At 71.0% G+C, this 18,356-nt stretch carries 9 protein-coding genes; 5 read left to right on the forward strand and 4 right to left on the reverse strand.

The window, feature by feature from the left end:
• Nucleotides 1-69: 69 nt before the first annotated feature.
• Both JIG36_RS52270 and JIG36_RS27660 read right to left on the reverse strand, forming a co-directional pair.
• Nucleotides 70-987 carry a helix-turn-helix domain-containing protein gene (locus JIG36_RS52270; protein ID WP_236048360.1) on the reverse strand — a complete coding sequence of 306 codons (918 nt, stop codon included), beginning with the start codon at nucleotides 985-987 and terminating at the stop codon, nucleotides 70-72.
• A gap of 93 nt (nucleotides 988-1,080) precedes the next feature.
• The gene (locus JIG36_RS27660) at nucleotides 1,081-3,819 is read right to left on the reverse strand and encodes an FG-GAP-like repeat-containing protein (RefSeq protein ID WP_203379329.1); all 2,739 of its coding nucleotides are present in this window, start codon (nucleotides 3,817-3,819) and stop codon (nucleotides 1,081-1,083) included.
• 121 nt (nucleotides 3,820-3,940) lie between these two features.
• Between JIG36_RS27660 and JIG36_RS27665 the strand changes: the two genes are divergently transcribed.
• Both JIG36_RS27665 and JIG36_RS27670 read left to right on the forward strand, forming a co-directional pair.
• Complete coding sequence (locus tag JIG36_RS27665; protein ID WP_203379330.1) at nucleotides 3,941-10,471, forward strand: RHS repeat-associated core domain-containing protein; 6,531 nt, start codon at nucleotides 3,941-3,943, stop codon at nucleotides 10,469-10,471.
• A 375-nt stretch (nucleotides 10,472-10,846) separates the two neighbouring features.
• Nucleotides 10,847-11,677, forward strand: a complete 831-nt coding sequence (locus JIG36_RS27670) for an aldo/keto reductase (protein ID WP_203379331.1) — start codon at nucleotides 10,847-10,849, stop codon at nucleotides 11,675-11,677.
• Nucleotides 11,678-11,736: 59 nt separating this feature from the next.
• Here the strand turns inward: JIG36_RS27670 and JIG36_RS27675 are convergent, their stop codons facing one another.
• Both JIG36_RS27675 and JIG36_RS27680 read right to left on the reverse strand, forming a co-directional pair.
• Nucleotides 11,737-12,105, reverse strand: a complete 369-nt coding sequence (locus JIG36_RS27675) for a hypothetical protein (protein WP_203379332.1) — start codon at nucleotides 12,103-12,105, stop codon at nucleotides 11,737-11,739.
• Between the two features lie 75 nt (nucleotides 12,106-12,180).
• Nucleotides 12,181-13,440 carry an SGNH/GDSL hydrolase family protein gene (locus JIG36_RS27680; protein WP_203379333.1) on the reverse strand — a complete coding sequence of 420 codons (1,260 nt, stop codon included), beginning with the start codon at nucleotides 13,438-13,440 and terminating at the stop codon, nucleotides 12,181-12,183.
• A gap of 284 nt (nucleotides 13,441-13,724) precedes the next feature.
• Here JIG36_RS27680 and JIG36_RS27685 point away from each other — a divergent pair, with 284 nt between their 5' ends.
• From JIG36_RS27685 to JIG36_RS54205, 3 genes are all read left to right on the forward strand, one after another.
• Nucleotides 13,725-16,478 carry an AfsR/SARP family transcriptional regulator gene (locus JIG36_RS27685; protein ID WP_203379334.1) on the forward strand — a complete coding sequence of 918 codons (2,754 nt, stop codon included), beginning with the start codon at nucleotides 13,725-13,727 and terminating at the stop codon, nucleotides 16,476-16,478.
• A gap of 239 nt (nucleotides 16,479-16,717) precedes the next feature.
• Nucleotides 16,718-17,635, forward strand: coding sequence for an NAD(P)H-binding protein (locus tag JIG36_RS27690; protein WP_203379335.1), 918 nt, complete (start codon nucleotides 16,718-16,720; stop codon nucleotides 17,633-17,635).
• The gene (locus JIG36_RS54205; protein ID WP_203379336.1) at nucleotides 17,632-18,348 is read left to right on the forward strand and encodes a CPBP family intramembrane glutamic endopeptidase; all 717 of its coding nucleotides are present in this window, start codon (nucleotides 17,632-17,634) and stop codon (nucleotides 18,346-18,348) included. Before JIG36_RS27690 ends, JIG36_RS54205 begins: the two co-directional genes overlap by 4 nt.
• Nucleotides 18,349-18,356 lie beyond the last annotated feature (8 nt).

The following is an 18,356-nucleotide window of genomic DNA, read 5'->3' on the forward strand; positions in this document are numbered from 1 at the left end:
GGGCGGCAGTGCGCCCCCGGCCCCGTTCGTCCGGACCCGGGTGCTCAGTTCGAACTGCGAGCAGGTAAATCATGAATTGGCCGTGGGGGATTCCGGTCGAGGGGCTGGAGGGCCGCTCTTGAGGGCTGCGCCGAGCGCGAGGCCGAGCTGGAACCGGTTCTCCACCCCGTAGCGATCCATCAGCCGGCGAACCAGATTCGTGACCGAGCGAACGCTGATCCTCAGGGTGGCCGCGGCGGACGCGTCGGTGTGCCGCCGGGCCAGCAGCGTGATGAGCGCGCGTTCCCGGTCGGTCAGGGACGCGGACGGTGCATCGGGGGCGGGTCGGCCGGCCACCTTCCACAGATGGTCGAACAGCGCGGTCAGCATCCGCAGGAACGCCGGTTGGGCGACCTCGAGCCAGCCGCGACCGGTGTCCTGCGGGTCGGCCGGGAACAGTGCCACCCGGTCGTCGATCATAAGCAGTTTCGCCGGCAGGGCGGCCAGCACGCTCGGGCATGGTGATCGGAGAACCCGGGTGGTGGTCGAGCCGGTCAGGCCGGAGACGTCGATCGGCCCGATGGCCAGCAGCTTCATCGCCGTGCCGGGAGCCTCCCGCCGGGCCAGCAGCTGTCTGCTGTGCCGGCCGAGCACCTGGGTGGCCAGGTCATGGTCGTTGGTCATGAGCTCGGTCATCCGGCGCCGGACCAGTTGCTCGCTGGGCAGGTGCCGCATGCCGTCGACGGACACGGCCGGGCGCCGTGCCCGTAGGCCCGAAACCGCCTGGCCGACCGGTGCACAGGCCCAGGTTGTGCCGGTCATCCGCGCCGCGCCGGCCACCCGGAGTTCTTCGAGGGCTTCGGTCACCCTCCAGATCGGAAGGTCCAAGCCTTGCGACAGGGTGCCCGCGGACTGGGCGCCCTGTGTCGTCATCGTGCGGAACAGCAGGTCGGCGTCGCTGGATAGTCCCCACCGGGTCAGCGAAGGGACCGCAACTGTCTGAGTCATCAACTTCCCCCGTGGTCGGGCAACCGCTTGTTACCGGACGGTAGCGTCAATCGGGATGATCCATCCATAGCCCGTCGAATTGGCGACAAGCGCTCAGTCGACTTCCAGTCTGATGACGAAGCTCTGATCCGTGCACGGCCCTTGGACCACAGCCGCGTTCGCGATCCGCAGGCACTTGTCGCTGTGTGCCGGTCGTATGCGCACCTCGGTGTCGAGGCCGGTGCCGGCCCGGTGTTCCCACCGGAACTGCTTGTTGCCGGCCGTGTGGCAGCCCGACAGCCGCACGGAGGCGCTGTCCTCATGCGACGCCTTGGAGACGTCGAGGCACTGGCCGTTCGGCGCAAAGACGACGTTGTAGAAGGGGCCGCTTCCCACCGGAACGAAGGACACCCGCTGACCAGCACTCCCCGTCCGGCAGGGCTCCAACCGGACGGCCGTGCCGGCCGCGGTGGCGCACCAGCCACCGGGCGCGGCGATCAGCCGGTAGTGGCGGCCCGGCGCGGGGGAGAACGGGCCGGCGTCGGCGCCGATCGGGCCGGACCAGGCCGGAGCGTCCAGATCGGGGGCGACGGCGCGGTCGTCGCGGCCGCTCAGGAACAAATGGACCTTGGAGATGCCGGTGGGGTCGTACACGGCGGCGATGTCCTCCCGGCCGTCACTGTCATAGTCGCCCGCCAACAGGGTCGCTTTCGCGGCGGCGAAGGCCGGGCCGGCGGCGGTGCCGTCCCACCAGAGAGCGGGTGGGGCGAAACCGTCAGTCGTTGCCCGCCGGAGCAGGAGTTGCGTCGAGGCTCCGGCGTCGTGCATCTGGACGATGTCCGTGCGTCCGTCCCCGGTGACGTCGCCGGCCACCGGGATGTCGCGTCCTTCTTGCGGCTGCTGCTTGGGAGCGCCGTAGGAGGCGCCGGTGGACATGTGCACGGAGAGCTGATCCGGACTGACGTACGCGATGTCGTCGCGGCCGTCGCCGTTGAAGTCGCCGCCGACCACCCGCGCCGGCCGGCCCGACCCGGCTGTGCTGCGCCACCATTCGGCCGGGGCGGCGAAGGAGTCCGAGGCGTTGCGGAGCACGTTGAGGGTGAAACGGCCGTCGCCGAGCCGCAACAGCACGCTGAGGTCGAGCCGCCCGTCCCCGTCGGCGTCCGCCGCCACGGGTTCGATCGTGTTCAGCCGCCAGGCGCTTCCGGCCGGTCCCTCCCACAGCGGCGTGCCGGTCGCCTCGTAGCCGTGCCCGTCCGAGCGGAGCAGGAAAAGCCGCAGCCGGGTATCCGGATCGTCGCGGAACAGCGCGATGTCGGCCAGCCCGTCGCCGGTGAAGTCGCCGCGTACCGGCTTGATCCGGTAGCCGTCCGAGCCGCCGTTGATGCCGGTGTCCCACCCCAGGTACGGCTGCGCCCGCATGCCGCCGGTCGGTTCGGCCGGCAGGGTCCACGCGACCGTGCGCCCGTGGCCGAGGTCCACCGTGGTGGAGACGTCGGCCCGGCCGTCGCCGTCGACGTCGCCCGGAATCCCGGCGGGGACGGCGCCGCTCGGGTGTGCCCGAAGATCCCAGGATGCGCACCGGCAGGGCGCGTCGCCGGCCGAGGGATTGCCCGCCCGGTCGACTGCCTGCACGTAGAGGGTGCGCGAGGCGGTCCAGAGGATCATCGGCAGGACGGCGTTCCCGGCCGGATCGGCGGCGACCCAGCCGGTCATCCGGTCCTGCTGGAAGCCGTACCGGTAGCCGGCGATGTCGGTCTCCGGCCGGCCCCGGCCGTCGTGGCCGGGGCCGAACCGGACCGTACCGGTGCGGCCGGTCGGCTGCACGGCCTCGCCGTCCGGGAAGTCGGTCGAGCTCACGGTGGGGGCAGCGGGCCCGGTTGTGTCCACCGTGAAGTAGCAAGGCGACGTCCAGCCGCTGGGGAGTTGTCCGTCATGGGTCCGGCCGAGGTATCGGAAGACCCTCCGCGGCTGGTCGGCGGGAAGCCGGTCGGGCGGCACGGCCGGCCAGGCGACGACGCTGCCGGACACCACGGCCGGGGTGACGGACGCATGGATCCGCTGATCGCCCTCGCGGATGTCGACGGTGCCGCGGATGTTGTCGCGGTAGGGGTCGGCCAGCTGGGCCGAGAAGGCCGGGGTGGTGGTGTTCAGGGGCGTCGGATTCTCCGCTGTGCCGCAGGGCGTGGGCGGCACGGTGCTCAGCCCGGCGGGCCGGGCCGGTGCGACGTTCCAGGTGATGGCGAGGCGCACACGGTCGATGAAGAACTTCTTCCATTGCCGGCGATCGTGCTCGTTCGACGCCCGTAGGCCCAGGGTCAGTTTTCCGCCGGTCCGGGCGGCGTCCCGGACCGCGGCGCGCACGTTGCCCCACTCCATGGTCGTGTCGTTGCCGCAGCCCGGGTGGGCCCGGCCGCTCGCGCTGGACAGGCGCGTGTGCCAGACGTCGCGGCCGGAGAAGCCTTTCCAGGTGACGCTCTGGGAACGGGAGACGGTACGGGTCAGGTAGAGATCGGTCGGAGTCGCGACGCATGTGGGCGAGGAGTCCAGGTCGGCGAGAAGGGTCGCGCCGGTGATGGTGCGGCCCTGCCACCCGGCGAAGTCGAACAGGAAGAACGACCGATACGTGACGGCCGGCGACTCCCAGTTGGAGAAGCCCACTTTGGCCCGGGCCCGGTCCCGGCCCCAGTAGGACTGGGTGGGAAAAGTGGCGTTGATGTGCGTCCAGTCGCTCGATCGCACGGTGCTGCTGGTGCCGCCGCCGGCCATCGTCGTCGCAGCCGCCGGCTCCGCGGTCCCGGACCGGGCCGCGCCGCTGGGACCCGCTGCCAGAACGACGGCGAGCACTGTCATGGTGGTAGTCCTTGCCCATCTCATGATCACGCAGAGTAGTTGTGAGCTCGGTAGGGGGCGAGAATGTGCGTGATCGCGCAACTCTTTGTGATCGAGGCGGGCCCGGTTCGACAGTGCGGGCATGACGATCGGATGGGCCAGGTCGGTTCCGCGACCGGCGGCAATCTTTGTCCTGCTGTTGCTCACCACGCTGTTGTCGGTGCCGAGCGCCCCGCCGGCCACGGCCGCCGAACGGTGGCCGCTGACACCCGAGAAGTCGACACCCGGCACGAACGCCACCTACCGGCCGCCCGCGCCCGACCCGGTCGACAAAGCCGCCGTCGAGGGGGACCGCCCGGTCCGCCGGCCGTCGCCCGGCACGGCGACCGTCGATCTGCCGGCCGTCGGCGTCACGGCCCGGGCTTCGGCCGGCGGCCTGCCGGTGGCGGTCGCCCGCACCGGCGCCACGAGCCCGGCCCGGGTGCGGGTGCAGGTGCTCGACGGGTCCCGGCCCGAGACGCTGGCGATGCGGGTCGCCGCCACCGCCGGCCCGGTCGCGCTCACGGTCGACTACTCGGCCTTCCGGCACGCGTACGGCGGTGACTGGGCCGCCCGCCTGCGCCTGGTCCGGCTGCCCGAATGCGCCCGGTCCACACCCGACGCGGCGGCCTGCGCCGGGTCGCCCCTTCCCGGGCGCAACGACGTGGCCACCGGCCACCTCACCACCGTCGTCACCGCCGTACCGTCGGGTGCTCTATTCGCCCTGACCGCCGGGCCGTCGGGCGCGGCCGGCTCGTTCACCGCCTCCTCCCTCACCGAGTCGGCCACCTGGAGCGCGGGCGGCAACACCGGCGACTTCACCTGGTCGTACCCGTTCCGGGTGCCACCCGCCCCGGGCGGACTGGAGCCGTCCCTGGCCCTGAGCTATTCGTCGTCGAACGTGGACGGAAGGCACGCCGCGGTCAACACCCAGCCGTCCTGGATCGGCGAGGGTTTCGACCTGTGGCCCGGCTTCATCGAACGGCGTTACAAGCCCTGCGCCGACGACGGCCGGAAGACCGGCGATCTGTGCTGGGGCACCGACAACGCGACGATGTCACTCAACGGCTCGGGCGGCGAACTCATCCGCGACGACGCCACCGGCACGTGGCGCCCGCGGGCGGACAACGGCGCGCGCGTCGAGAAGCTCACCGGGGCCTCCCACACCGGCCGTGACGGCGAGTACTGGAAGATCACCACGACCGACGGCACCCAGTACTTCTTCGGTCGCGCCGCACACTCGGCCTGGACGGTCCCGGTGTTCGGCGACGACAAGGGCGAACCCTGCCATCAGGCCACCTTCGACGCCTCGTTCTGCGACCAGGTCTGGCGCTGGAACCTCGACCACGTGGTCGACCGGCACGGCGACACGATGACCTACGTCTACGCCCGCGAGACCAACAACTACGCCCGCAACCTGGACCCGGCCAAGGTGAGCCGCTACGTGCGCGGCGGTGTGCTGGAGCGGGTGGAGTACGGCCGGCCCGGAACCGCACCCGTGGGCAGGGTGCTCTTCCGCTCCGCCGAGCGCTGCGTGCCTGGCACCTCGTGCGCCAAGACCAGCAAGAGCCACTACCCGGACGTCCCGTACGACCAGGAGTGCACGGGTGCGACCTGCCGCGACACATTCAGCCCGACCTTCTGGACCACCAAACGGCTGGCCGAGGTGACCACCCAGGTCCGTACGGGAAGCGGGTTCGCCGACGTCGACTCGTGGACCCTGCGGCACAAGTATCCCGACCCCGGCGACGGCACCCGCGCCGGGTTGTGGCTGGACGGCATCACGCACACCGGCCACGTCGGCGGGAGCAAGGCGTTGCCCGAGACCACCTTCAGCGGCGTGCAGAAGCCGAACCGGGTCGACGGCATCGACGGCATCCCGGCCATGAACTGGTGGCGGATCTCAGCCGTGCACTCCGGGACCGGCGGCGAAATGGCCGTCGAGTACGCCCCCGGCGACTGCTCCGCGCCGCGGAACCTGCCCACGCCGGCCACCAACACGCGGCGCTGCATGCCGGTGCGGTGGCAACCCGAAGGCCAGAAACAGCGACTCGACTGGTTCCACAAGTACGTCGTGGCCCAGGTGTCCGAGCACGACCGCACCACCGGCCTGCAACCCGTGGTCACGCGCTACGACTACCTCGACGGCGCCGCCTGGCGCTACGCCGAGTCCGACGGCATCACACCGGAGAAGGACAAGACCTGGTCGCAGTTCCGCGGATACCGCCGGGTGATCACACGGATCGGGCAGCCGGACGACGGGCCGGTCAGCAAACAGGAGACGGTCTACCTGCGGGGCATGCACGGCGACCGGACCGCGAACGGCGGCCGGAAGACCGTCCGCGAGAAGGCCTCCGAGTTCGGCCCGATCACCGACGAGAACCCCCTGGCCGGATACGCCCTCGAGAAGATCTCGTACGTCGACGACCCCGGCCCGGTCATGTCGCGGACCATCAACACACCGTGGCTGTCGGCGCCCACCGCCACGGCCAGACGTTCGTGGGCCACCAACCGCGCGTACGTGCAAGGAACCGCCAGCGTCCACGGCCGGGTGCCTCTCGGGGACGGCCGCATCCGGAAGACCCGGGCCGACCACAAGTTCACCGCGACCGGCCGGGTCGTCGCCACCGACGATCTCGGCGACACCGGCACCGCCGCCGACGACCGATGCATCCGGTACGAGCACGCCGGCAACGCCGCCCGGCACCTCGACGGCGTCACCACCCGCGTCGTCACGTACGCGGCCGGCTGCGCCACCGAGCCCGGCCCGGCCGACGCGATGACCGACACCCGCAACTACTACGACGGCAGCGACCGCCTCGGTCAGGTCGACCGCGGCGACCTGACCCGCACCGAGAAGATGGTCGAGCTGCGCGACGGCCGGCCGGTGTACGAGACCACCGACCGGGCCTCGTACGACGTCCACGGCCGGGTCGTCGAGGCGGAGGACGCCTCCGGCACCCGCGAACGCACCGCGTACACACCCGCCGTCGGCGGACCGGTGACCCGCACCGTCACCACCAACGCACTCGGCCACGCCGTCACCACCGAGCTGGAACCGGCGTGGGGCGCGACCGTCGCCACCGTCGACGCCAACAGCCGTCGCACCGAAGCCGCGTACGACCCGCTGGGCCGCGTGTCCCAGGTCTGGCAACCCGGTCGCGTCCGGGGAAAGGACAGCCCGGACAGCCGGTTCGCGTACGACATCCGGACCGACCGGCCCACCGTCATCACCACGCAGACGCTCGAGCACGACGGGACGTACCTGACCTCGTACCAACTGCTCGACGGTCTGGGCCGCGAACGGCAGACCCAGCACGCCGCACCGGGTGGCGGCCGGGTGGTCACCGACGTCGTCCACAACTCGCGCGGCGAGGTCGCCGCCCGCAACGGTCCGTACTTCAACGCCGGCCTGCCCAGCACGGACGTGCTCCTGCCGGTCGTGGCCGAACTGCCGGCGCGGACCGAAACCCGCTACGACGGCGCCGGGCGGCCGAAGGCCGAGATCTTCAAGGTGCAGGGCCAGGCTCAGTGGCAGACCACGACCACGTACGGCGGAGATTGGATCCACGTCGTCCCACCGCGCGGAGGCACACCGACCACCACCGTCACCGACGCTCGCGGACAGGTGACCGAGCTGCGGCAGCATCATGGACCTGCGGCGAACGACCCGTACGACACGACCCGGTACGAGTACACACGGCGCGGTGAGCCCTCGGCGGTCACCGACGCGTCCGGGAACACCTGGCGCTCCTTCTACAACCTGCGCGGTCAGAAGACCCGTGACGAGGACCCCGACCGCGGCATGACCCGGTACGCCTACGACAACAAGATCGGCGAACTGCGGTCGGTGACCGACGCGCGGGGCCGGACCGTGACGTACTCGTACGACGCGATCGGCCGGAAGACAGCGGCGTACGACGGCTCCCGGAAGCTCGCCTCGTGGGAGTACGACACCCTTGCCAAAGGGCAGCTCACCTCATCCACCCGGTACGCCGGGGCAGCCGCCTACACCCGGGCGGTCACCGGGTACGACGCCGCATACCGGCCGACCGGCACCCGGATCACCATCCCCGCCACCGAGGGGGCCTTGGCCGGAACGTACGAGTACGGCGCCACGTACAACGTCGACGGTTCCCCGGCCACCAGCACCGCCCCGGCCGTCGGCGGACTGCCCGCGGAGACCATCGAGTTCGGCTACTCCGCGTTCGGGCTGCCCAGCTCGGTCACCTCGAAGGCGGGCCGGTACGTCAGCGCTTCGCTCCACACGCCGTACGGGGAACCATGGCAGGTCACCAACGGCGATCAGCGCGTGACCACCACGTACGAATATCACCTGGGAACGCGGCGGCTCGGCCGCGTCGTGACCGAACGCGACGGACCGGCCGCACCGACCCGGCTGGCCAATGCGGTCTACGACTGGGACCCGGCCGGAAACCTCAGCCGCGTCACCGACACGACCGAGACCCAATGCTTCCGGTACGACCATCTCCGCCGGCTCACGGCCGCCTCCACCACGTGCGCCCCGGGGAGCGCCGCTCCGTACGACCAGACGTGGACCTATGACAAGAGCGGCAACCGTCGTACCCGGACCGACCGCAGCCCCGCCGGCAACATCGTCGCCACCTCGACCTATCCGGCGACCGGCCACCTGCTGAGTTCCGTGGTCACCACCAGCCCCTCCGGCACGAGCCTGGATCGGTACACCTACGACGCGGCCGGCAACACCCTCACCCGCGACCTCGCCGGCACCACGCAGAAGCTCGAGTGGGACACCGAGGGCCGCCCAGTCAAGATCGGCGACACCGGTTTCCTGTACGACGCCGACGGCGCCCGCCTCCTGCGCCGCGATCCCACCGGCACCACCCTCTATCTCGGCGCCGACGAGGTGCACCTGGCCGGCGGAAAGCTGACCGGCACGCGCTACTACAGCCATCAGGGCCGCACGGTCGCCGTACGCACCGGCGGCGCCCTGCACTGGCTCGCCGCCGACCATCACGAGACCGCGTCCCTGACCATCGACGACCGGGACCTCTCCTTCGAGCGCCGCTACCGCACGCCGTTCGGCGAGGAACGCGGCCCGGCCCCGTCGGCCTGGCCCGGGGAGAGAGGTTTTGTAGGCGGCACCGAGGACGAGTCGACCGGCCTGACGCACCTGGGTGCCCGCGAGTACGACCCGGCGACCGGCCGTTTCCTCAGCGCCGACCCGGTCGTCGACCCGGCCGACCCGCAACAGATGAACGGCTACGCGTACGCCAACAACGCCCCCACGTCATCAAGCGACCCCGACGGCCTGCGCCCCGCCGACGACAACGGCTGCTGCCGCCCCGACTCCGCGACCGGCGCCGCGCCGGCCACACCGGCCCGCGCCCAGCACGCGGAAAAGCCCCAGAAATGCGGCTCCTGGTCGTGGCTCTGCCGGGGCGCGGACTGGGTGGTCGAACACAAGGCGACCGTCATCGCGGTCGGCCTCAGCGTCGCCGCCGGCGTGGCCTGCGGCATCATCACCGCCGGGGTGGCCGCGGTGGCCTGCGCCGTCGGGGTAGGGGCGGCGATCGGCGTGGGGGAGTACCACTTCACCACCCCCGCCGACGAACGGAGCGTGGGCGGATATCTGGGCGCGGCCGCTCTCGGGGGTGCAACGTCGCTGATACCTGGGGTGGGGAAAGCCGCCGGAGCCCTGTTGAAGGGCGGGGCGGTGGCCGCGGGGGCCGGCCTCAAAGCCGGGGCGCGGGCCGCCGGAAGCGCGGCTGGGGCGGCGGCCAAGGGCTTGATGAAGGCCGGTCAGAGAGCAGGAAAGAACCTGCGAAGTGGTAGTTGCGCGATCCCGAACAGCTTCACGCCCGCAACGAAGGTTCTGCTGGCCGGCGGAGCGACCAAGCCCATCGCCGAACTGAAGGTCGGCGACAAGGTTGCGACCACCGATCCGGAGACCGGCCGATCCGGCGTCCGGGAAATCCGCCGCACGATCATCGGCACCGGCTCGAAGCAGTTGATCGACATCACCGTGGACGTCGACGGCGCTGCGGGCGATGAGACGGCGGTCATCACGGCTACGGACGGCCATCCGTTCTGGGCAGCCGACAGGCGCACGTGGCTGGCGGCCGAGCATCTGGGTCCTGGAGACGCCCTCCTGCAGCCGGACGGCACCCGGGTAACGGTCCTGGCGGTGGTGGCGTACGGCGCTCAGGCCACCGTCCACAACCTCACCGTCGACGACATCCACACGTTCTATGCACTCGCCGGCAACGCCCCGGTCCTGGTCCACAACTGCGGAGTCGAGCCCGGCCCGGCTCCAAACGGCTCCACCTTGGATGACTTTCGGCGGGCGAATCTTGGGACCAATGCGCCACGATACGTCACCGAATACACCTCCCCTAACGGAAACCGCTATTACGGCCGCACTACCCGTGGTGGGGTAGACACCGAATCGGGATCCGTTCTGGACGATGTTCTGCGGGGGCGGCACACGGGCTGTTCCGAAGTCTGTGCCATCAATGAGGCGAGAAAGGCCGGGGATGAGATCTTCGGGGGAGTCTTCCGTACGCTCAGGACCAATTCTGGTGAGGTTGTGGATCCCTGCGATAGGCGTTGCCAACCCATGATCCGCCGGCTTTACGGAACGTGGAAATGAGATCGGCTTCGTCGCTGGAGTGAGGGGGAGGGTGATGAGAAAGTTTGGCCCGATCTCGATTGATGCCTGCGGCAGTTCGAACTCGGCGTGACCGGAACATCGAGGTTCTGACTGAGAGTTGATGTTTCGAGGTTCGCGTCACCTGAACCGCCGCTCAAGGAGAAACGTGATCTTGGCTGTGTCAGGTTGATGAGTTCAGCAGGCAGATCTAGGAGGGATGTACACGATCCGTCGCCCAGCCGAGGATCGGCGGGGCTTCTCGTGGTCACTTGGCGTTGAGCTCGCCTACCGATCTCGGGAGTTTCTTAGGCTTCAGGTGGGGCAGTGCAAGAGGGGCGCCGGACGGTGCTGGACAGAGAAGCTGGAGAGGCAGAGATGGCCGCAGGAGAGCTGACCAGGGACGGACGGGCGCGTGTGCTCGCCGACGGCAACGAGATTCCGCTGCTTGCGCTCGGGGTGTGGCAGGTGCCGGACGGGCCGGAGTGCGAGAACGCGGTGCGCTGGGCGTTGGAAGCCGGCTACCGCCACATCGACACCGCGCAGGCGTACGGCAACGAGGCCAGCGTCGGGCGGGCGCTGCGGGACAGCGGCGTCGCCCGGGACGAAGTCTTCATCACGACGAAGTTCTACCCGGGATCGCGTGACCCCGAGGCGGAGGCGCAGCGCAGCCTCGAGCGCCTCGGCGTGGAGTCCGTCGATCTTTACATCGTGCACTGGCCGCAGGGCGGGCCGACCTGGGCCTGGGAGGGCATGCAGCGCGCCCACGAGAGTGGCTACGCGCGCTCGATCGGCATCTCCAACTTCAGCGCGTCCGAGGTCGACGACCTGCTCAAGGTGGCCGAGGTGGCCCCGGTGGTCAATCAGGTGCAGTTCAGCCCGTTCGAGTTCCGCCGTGACCTGCTGGCGGCCTGCGAGGCGCGCGGCGTGGCGCTGGAGGCGTACAGCCCGTTGGGCACCGGCCGCCACCTGCGCGACCGGCAGGTGGCGGAGATCGCCGAGCGCCTGGGTCGTACGCCGGCTCAGGTGTTGATCCGCTGGGCGCTGCAGCGAGGCCTCATCGTGCTGCCCAAGTCCACCCACCGCGAGCGGATCGAGCAGAACGCGCAGGTCTTCGACTTCGAGCTGACCTCGGCCGACATGCAGGCACTCGACGGCCTGGACGGCACCGGCAGCACAGACCGAGCCCTGGAGCAGCCGTGGTGGTGAAGCGCGTCTGACCCGGCGCGCTGGGACCGACGTCTCGGCTGGGCAATCGCTGACCGGCGTTACTGAACCGATTCATGTGGCTCGATCTCGTGCGACTGGCGGCCGGGCAGATGTCGGCCCGGGTGCCCGGTGAAGAGCATGCAGTTCTTGTCGTCGCGGCGTTCGGCCGGGCTGCTGTGTCCGCTGGGGCACCAGGCGTACGGGTTGATCTCGGAAGCGCTCAGCGTCCACTGGATCCACCACGTCGTGTTCTCTTCCTGGTGCCCCAGCGCGGCGTGGGAGCCGTCGTGGCCTTGTTCGAGTTCGCAGCCCAGCTCGGTCTGCACGCTCGGCGCGGCGGCCGGCAGTCCGTCGAGGAAGGTGAGCTGGGCCGCGTCGAGGGTGATCCGGGCCGGGCAGTTCCGCAGTTCCTCCTGAGAGATTGACATGCATGCATGTATGCCCACGGCGGCGGTGTTCTTAACCGGTTAATTGAGGTCGGCGTCGGTGGGGTGGCGCGAGCGTCAACCGGCGAGGGTCCACTGCTGCGCCGCGGTTCCGTTGCAGTCGAAGATGCCGAGCTGGGTGCCGTTCGAAGTGGAACTGCGGGGGTCGTCCAGGCAGCGTCCGGACTGCGGGTTGATCAGCGAGGTGTTCGGGCCGGCGACCCAGCGCTGGGCGGCCGAGCCGTTGCACGTCCACAGCTGCACCTTGGTGTCGTTGGCCGTTCCGGAGTTCCTGACGTCCAGACATTTGCCGAGGGCACGCAGCGCGCCGCCGGCCGACGGTGCGAACGTCCACTGCTGGGCGGCGCTGCCGTTGCAGCTGAAGAGCTGGACCGGGGTGCCGTCGGCGGTGCCGGAGCTGGCTACGTCGACGCACTTGCCGGGGATTCCCGAACGGACCGCGGCGGTGCGCAGCTGCCCGGAGGCGGCGAGCGCGGCCTCGACCACCTTGGCCGCGCCGCGCATGCCGGCCTCGTTCGGGTGGTACTGCGAGCGGCCGGCGGCGGGGTGTCCGGTCTCCACCCACGGGTCGGCGGAGCAGGCATCGTGTCCGCGGCTGGCGGCCGCGAGGTCGACCAGTGTGGCCTGCGTCGCGGAGGCCGCGGACAAGGTGGCGGACGCTAGGCGCGAGGCGATGCTGCGCTCGTACGTCATCTGGTCGGCGGTCAGTGGCACGCCGGCGCAGCCGCCGGAGTCGGGCAGGATCGTGAAGTAGTTGACCAGGTAGATGTGGGCTGACGGGGCCCGGCCGCGTACGGCGTTCACCACGTTCTGCAGGCGCCCGGTCAGCTCGCCGAACGCCTTGTCGATCGCCGCGCGGTCCACGGTCGCGCAGTTGGCGCCGCCGTCGCCCTGACAGGTGTAGGCGCCCAGGCTGCCCAGATAGTTGACGTCGTTGCCGCCGATGGTCACCGTGACCACCTGGGTCGCGGTGCCGACGGCGCTGACCTGGGGCGGCTGGCTGCCCTGCGGGGTGCTCAGAACGTTCGCCGTCGTCGCACCGCTGCAGGAGACGTCGGTCAGGTTCGCGCCGACCTGGCGGGACACGATGCTCGGATAGTTGAGGCTGGACCGGGAGCAGCCGGCGGCGCCGCTGCTGGACTGCACCGGCAGGATTCCCGGGCCGGCGGCGAACGAACTGCCGATGGCCACGTAGTTCAGTCCGGCCGCCGTCGCGGCGCCGGCGTGCTGAACGCCGATGAGCTGGACCACCGCCGTGGCGGTGAGCGCAACCGCGGCGGTCGTCAGCGAACGGATGGCGGAACGCGTGGAGATCATGGGCTGCCTCCGGGGATGGGGATCTCACCGAGACCGCCATCGTGCCCACAGGGGACGGGCGCCGGCGAAGGTTGTGCACGAAAGTACGCGTTTATAGGTATTAACAGACCCGTAACTTGCCGGTGATCGGCGGCCGGTGGCGGCCGGCCGCCGATCAGCGACCCCCGTTGCGTATCGCAGGACGTCCGTGCTGGTCGCGCGCCGTCCTCATCCAGGATTACTGATGTGGCCATACGGTCCGCTTGTGGAATCCTTGTGGCCGGAAGCAAGCGTGCGGGAGCGAAGTGATCGAATTTCGGTTGTTGGGTCCGGTCGAGGTGTGGTCCGGCGGCCGGCGGGTCGACGCCGGCCAGCCACGGCAGCGGGCGGTCCTGGCAGCGCTGCTGGCGGATGCCGGGCGGCCGGTTCCCGTCGGCACCCTGATCGAGCGGGTGTGGGGCCAGGAGCCGCCGCGTGCCGTCCGCCCGTCGCTGCAGGCCCACATCACCCGGATCCGGCAGATGCTCGGGCCGGCCGGCACGCTCAGCTTCACGGCCGGCAGCTACCTGCTCGACGTCGATCCGCTCCAGGTCGATCTGCACCGCTTCCGGCATCTTGTCGCCACGGGCGCCCCGGAGCCGCTGCGTCAGGCCATCGGGCTGTGGCAAGGGGAACCCTTGGCCGACGTGGGCGGAGCGTGGGCCGAACGGGTCCGGCCGGCCTGGCGGCGCGAACACCTGGCGGCCTCGGTGACCTGGGGCCGGGCCGCGCTGGCGGCAGATCCGGCCGACGTCGTCGCCGTCCTCGGCGACCTGGCCCGCGAGCATCCGCTCAACGAAGCGCTGGCCGCGGTCGTGATCGAGGCGCTGGCCTCGTCCGGCCAACCGGCCGAGGCGCTGTCCTACTACGACGTCGTACGCCGGCACCTGCTCGACGAGCTCGGCGCCGATCCGAGCGCCGAGCTGCAGGAGATCTACCAGTCGATCCTGCGCGGCGCGGCGCCGGCCGCACCCGCGCCGGATGCACCGGCCCCGCCGGCGGCGGGGCCGGCGCAGTTGCCCGCTGACGTCTCCGGTTTCGCCGGTCGCGACGACCAGCTCGACCTGCTCGACAGCCTCCTGCTAGCGGGGTCGCCGGTCATCGCGGTCTCCGGTGTGGCCGGGGTCGGCAAGACCACCCTCGTGGTGCACTGGGCGCACCGGGTCGTGGACCGGTTTCCCGACGGCCAGCTGTACGTGAATCTTCGCGGTTTCGACCCGTCCGGGCGGCCGATGGATCCCGCCGACGCCGTGCGCGGCTTCCTCGACGCCCTCGGTGTGCCCGCCGGCCGCCTGCCCGCCAGCCTGGACGCGCAAGCGGGGCTCTACCGCAGCCTGCTGTCGGGCAAGCGGATCCTGGTCGTGCTGGACAACGCCCGCGATGCCGAACAGGTGCGCCCCCTGTTGCCGGCCACCGCGGGGGCCCAGGTCGTGGTGACGTCCCGCAACCAGCTGACCGGGCTGGTGGCGACCCTCGGCGCTCATCCGGTGACGCTGGAAGTGCTGTCCCGCCAGGAAGCCCGTGACCTTCTCAGCCGCCGGCTCGGCACCGCGCGGACCCGCCGGGAACCGCACGCCGTGAACAGCATCATCGCCTCCTGCGCGAGCCTGCCGATCGCGTTGGCCATCACCGCGGCCCGGGCCCGGCAGAACAGCTTTCCGCTGACCGCGCTCGCCGACGAACTCGCCGAGACCGACGACCGGCTGGACGCCCTGGACACCGGCGACCCGGCGGTGCACGTACGGGCGGTGTTCTCCTGGTCGTACGCCGCGCTGAGCGCCGAGGCGCAGCGGCTGTTCCGGCTTCTGAGCCTGCATCCCGGGCCGGACATGGCGACGGCCGCCGCGGCCGCCCTCGCCGGGCACCGCCCGGCCCGCGCCCGACGGCTCCTGGGCGAGCTGACCCACGCCAGCCTGCTCGTCGAGCACTCCCCGGGCCGATACTCCTGGCACGACCTGCTGCGCGTGTACGCCGCCGACCTGACCGGCGTCCACGACTCCGACGTCGAACGCGACGCTGCGACCAGCCGCCTGGCCGACCACTATGCGAGCACCGCGCACGCCGCCGACCGGATGCTCTACCCGTCCCGCGACCCGATCGAAGTGCCGCTGCCGGCCACCGGCTCCGGCCCGGACGGCTTCACCGACCACCGGCAGGCCCTGGCCTGGTTCGCCGCCGAGCGACCGGCGCTGCTGGCCGTCGCCCGGCAGGCCGCGGCCGCCGGGCGGGACGCGCGGGCCTGGCAGCTCGCCTGGGCGCTCGACACCTACCTCTTCCGCGGCGGGCACCGCTACGACCGGCTCGAAGCCTGGACCAACGCTCTCGCGGCGGCGGAACGCCTCGGCGAGGAGCCGTTGGCGACCGCCCATCGCAGCCTCTCGCGGGCCAACATCATCCTCGACCGTCCCGACGTGGCCCGCGCCCACCTCGGTCACGCTCTGGAGTTGAGCGTCGGCACCGGCAACCTGAGCGGCCAGGCGTTCGTCCACAACACCCTGGCGGTCATGTCCGGCAACGAGAGCCGGAACGCGGAGGCCTTGGAGCATGCGAACCGTGCCCTCACGCTGTACGAGGAAGCCGGGAACCTGCGCGGGCAGGCCGTGGCGTTGAGCAGCATGGCCTGGCACAGCACCCTGCTGGGCGAGCATCACCACGCCATCGAGTTCGGGCAGCGGTCGCTCGCGGTGAACCAGCGGGTCGGCGACCGGCGCGGGCAGGCCGACGTGTGGGACACCATCGGCCATGCCCATCACCACCTGGGCCGCTACGACGAAGCGCGGGACTGCTACCGGCGCGGCGTGGACCTGGTGCGCGACATCGGCGACCGGGTGGCCGAGGCGCAGATCCTGGTGCATCTCGGCGACACGCACGAGGCAGCCGGCAACCCCGCGTCCGCGCGCGGCGAATGGACCGATGCTCTGCGCATCTTCGTCGACCTCGACCACACCGACGCGCGGGGCGTCCGGGCCAAACTGGACGCCCTGCCCGGCTTCGACCACGAAATACGGTCCACGCACTGAAGAGAGCGGGATGTTCCAGTCGCCGGGGATCGCCGCGCTGAACCGGCTGCGTACGGGCCGGTGCGAACAGCGCGTCGAGCACGGCGGCGGCCTCGTCCGGCGACTCCGATGCGGCGTTGAACGCTCGACGAACAGCTCCCGGTACTCCCGCGGGCTGGGCCCCCGGCCGAGCCACCAGGAGACTCGTACCGGAATCACCGCGCGAGCCTAACCGGATGCGCTGCGGGTAGTAGGAGGTCGTGACGAAGACAGTCCTGGTAAGCGGTGCGTCCGGCTTCATCGGCTCGCATGTGGCGGCCCGCCTGGTCGAGGAGGGCTACCGGGTGCGGGCCATGACCCGGAACCCGGGTAGCTACCGCGGCGCCGGCGAACCGGTTGCGGGTGATGTGTCCGATCCGGGTCGTCTGACCGCGGCGTTCGCCGGGGTCGACGTGGCCTACTACCTGGTCCATTCGCTGGGGTCGGAGGATTTCGAGAAGCGCGACGCCGAGGCCGCCCGCAACTTCGCCGCGGCGGCGGCCGGCGCCGGGGTGGAACGGATCATCTATCTCGGCGGTCTCGGGGCCGACGACGGTGAACTGTCGGCGCATCTGCGGTCGCGCCGCGAGGTCGAGGAGATTCTGCGGGCCGGCCCTGTGCCGGTGACCGTGTTGCGGGCGGCGGTGGTCATCGGCCACGGCGGTATCTCGTGGGAGATCACGCGCCAGCTGGCCGAGCGGTTGCCGGCGATGGTGACCCCGCAGTGGGTGAACACCCGGACCCAGCCGATCGCCCTGCCGGACGCGGTCCGCTACCTCACCGGCGTGCTCGAGCCGGAGGAGGCGCGCGGCCGGACGTACGAGGTCGGCGGGCCGGAGGTGCTGCGCTACATCGACATGCTGCAGCGGGTCGCGAAGATCCGTGGCGACCATCTGCCCAACGTGACCGTGCCGCTGCTGACCCCGCGTCTGTCGTCGGCCTGGCTGAAGTTCGTCACCGATGTCGACGTGGAGACCGCCCGGAACCTGGTCGACTCGATGTCCAACGAGGTCGTCGTGAAGGACGACGCCATCACGCGGCTGGTTCCCGGGCCGCTCATCGGCTATGACGAGGCCGTACGCCTGGCACTGGCCGACCGCGAGAGCGCCGAACAGCACGATCGGGCCGAGTCGCGGTGAGCTCGCCCTGGCTCGGCCGCGCCCGGCGGGCTCTGGGACCGTCCCTGATCGACCGGGTCGAACGCGATCATCAACAAACGGACCAGCAGTTCCGCCGCCGCCGCGTCGTCGTCGCGGCCACGCTGGTGATCGGTGCCGTCCTGCTGGGCATCTCGCTGTCGGTACGCCCGGGCGACGACCTCTTCTATCTGCTGACCGTGCTGGTCGCGTGCGTCTGGGTCGGGGGAGCGCTGCTGTCCGGGCCGCTGCATCTCGGCCACATCCCGTTCCGCGACCGGCTGCGGCGCCCGATCGTCACGCCGATCGTCACCGGGCTGGTGCTCGGCGGCATCTTCGTGGCCGGCGCGCTCGTGGTCCGTGAGCTGGCGCCGCTGCGCGACCTGGTCAACAGCGTTCTCGACCATGCCCGGTACGGCGCCATCGTGCCGATCGTGGCCGTCACCCTGCTCAACGGGGTGGCCGAGGAGGTCTTCTTCCGCGGTGCGTTGTTCGCGGCGATCGGGCGGCGTAACGCCGTACCGATCTCCACCGTCGTCTACGCCGTGGCGACGGTCGCGACCGGCAACCTCATGCTGGTCTTCGCCGCTTTCCTGCTCGGCGTGGTCCTGGGTCTGCAGCGGCGCGCGTCCGGCGGCGTCCTGGCGCCGATCCTGACCCACATCACCTGGTCCTCGATCATGGTGTTCGTCCTCCCGGCGTTGGTGCACGGATAGCCCGACCC

The sequence above is a fragment of the Paractinoplanes ovalisporus genome, assembly GCF_016834655.1.
In the GTDB taxonomy this organism is placed as follows: Bacteria; Actinomycetota; Actinomycetes; order Mycobacteriales; family Micromonosporaceae; genus Actinoplanes; species Actinoplanes ovalisporus.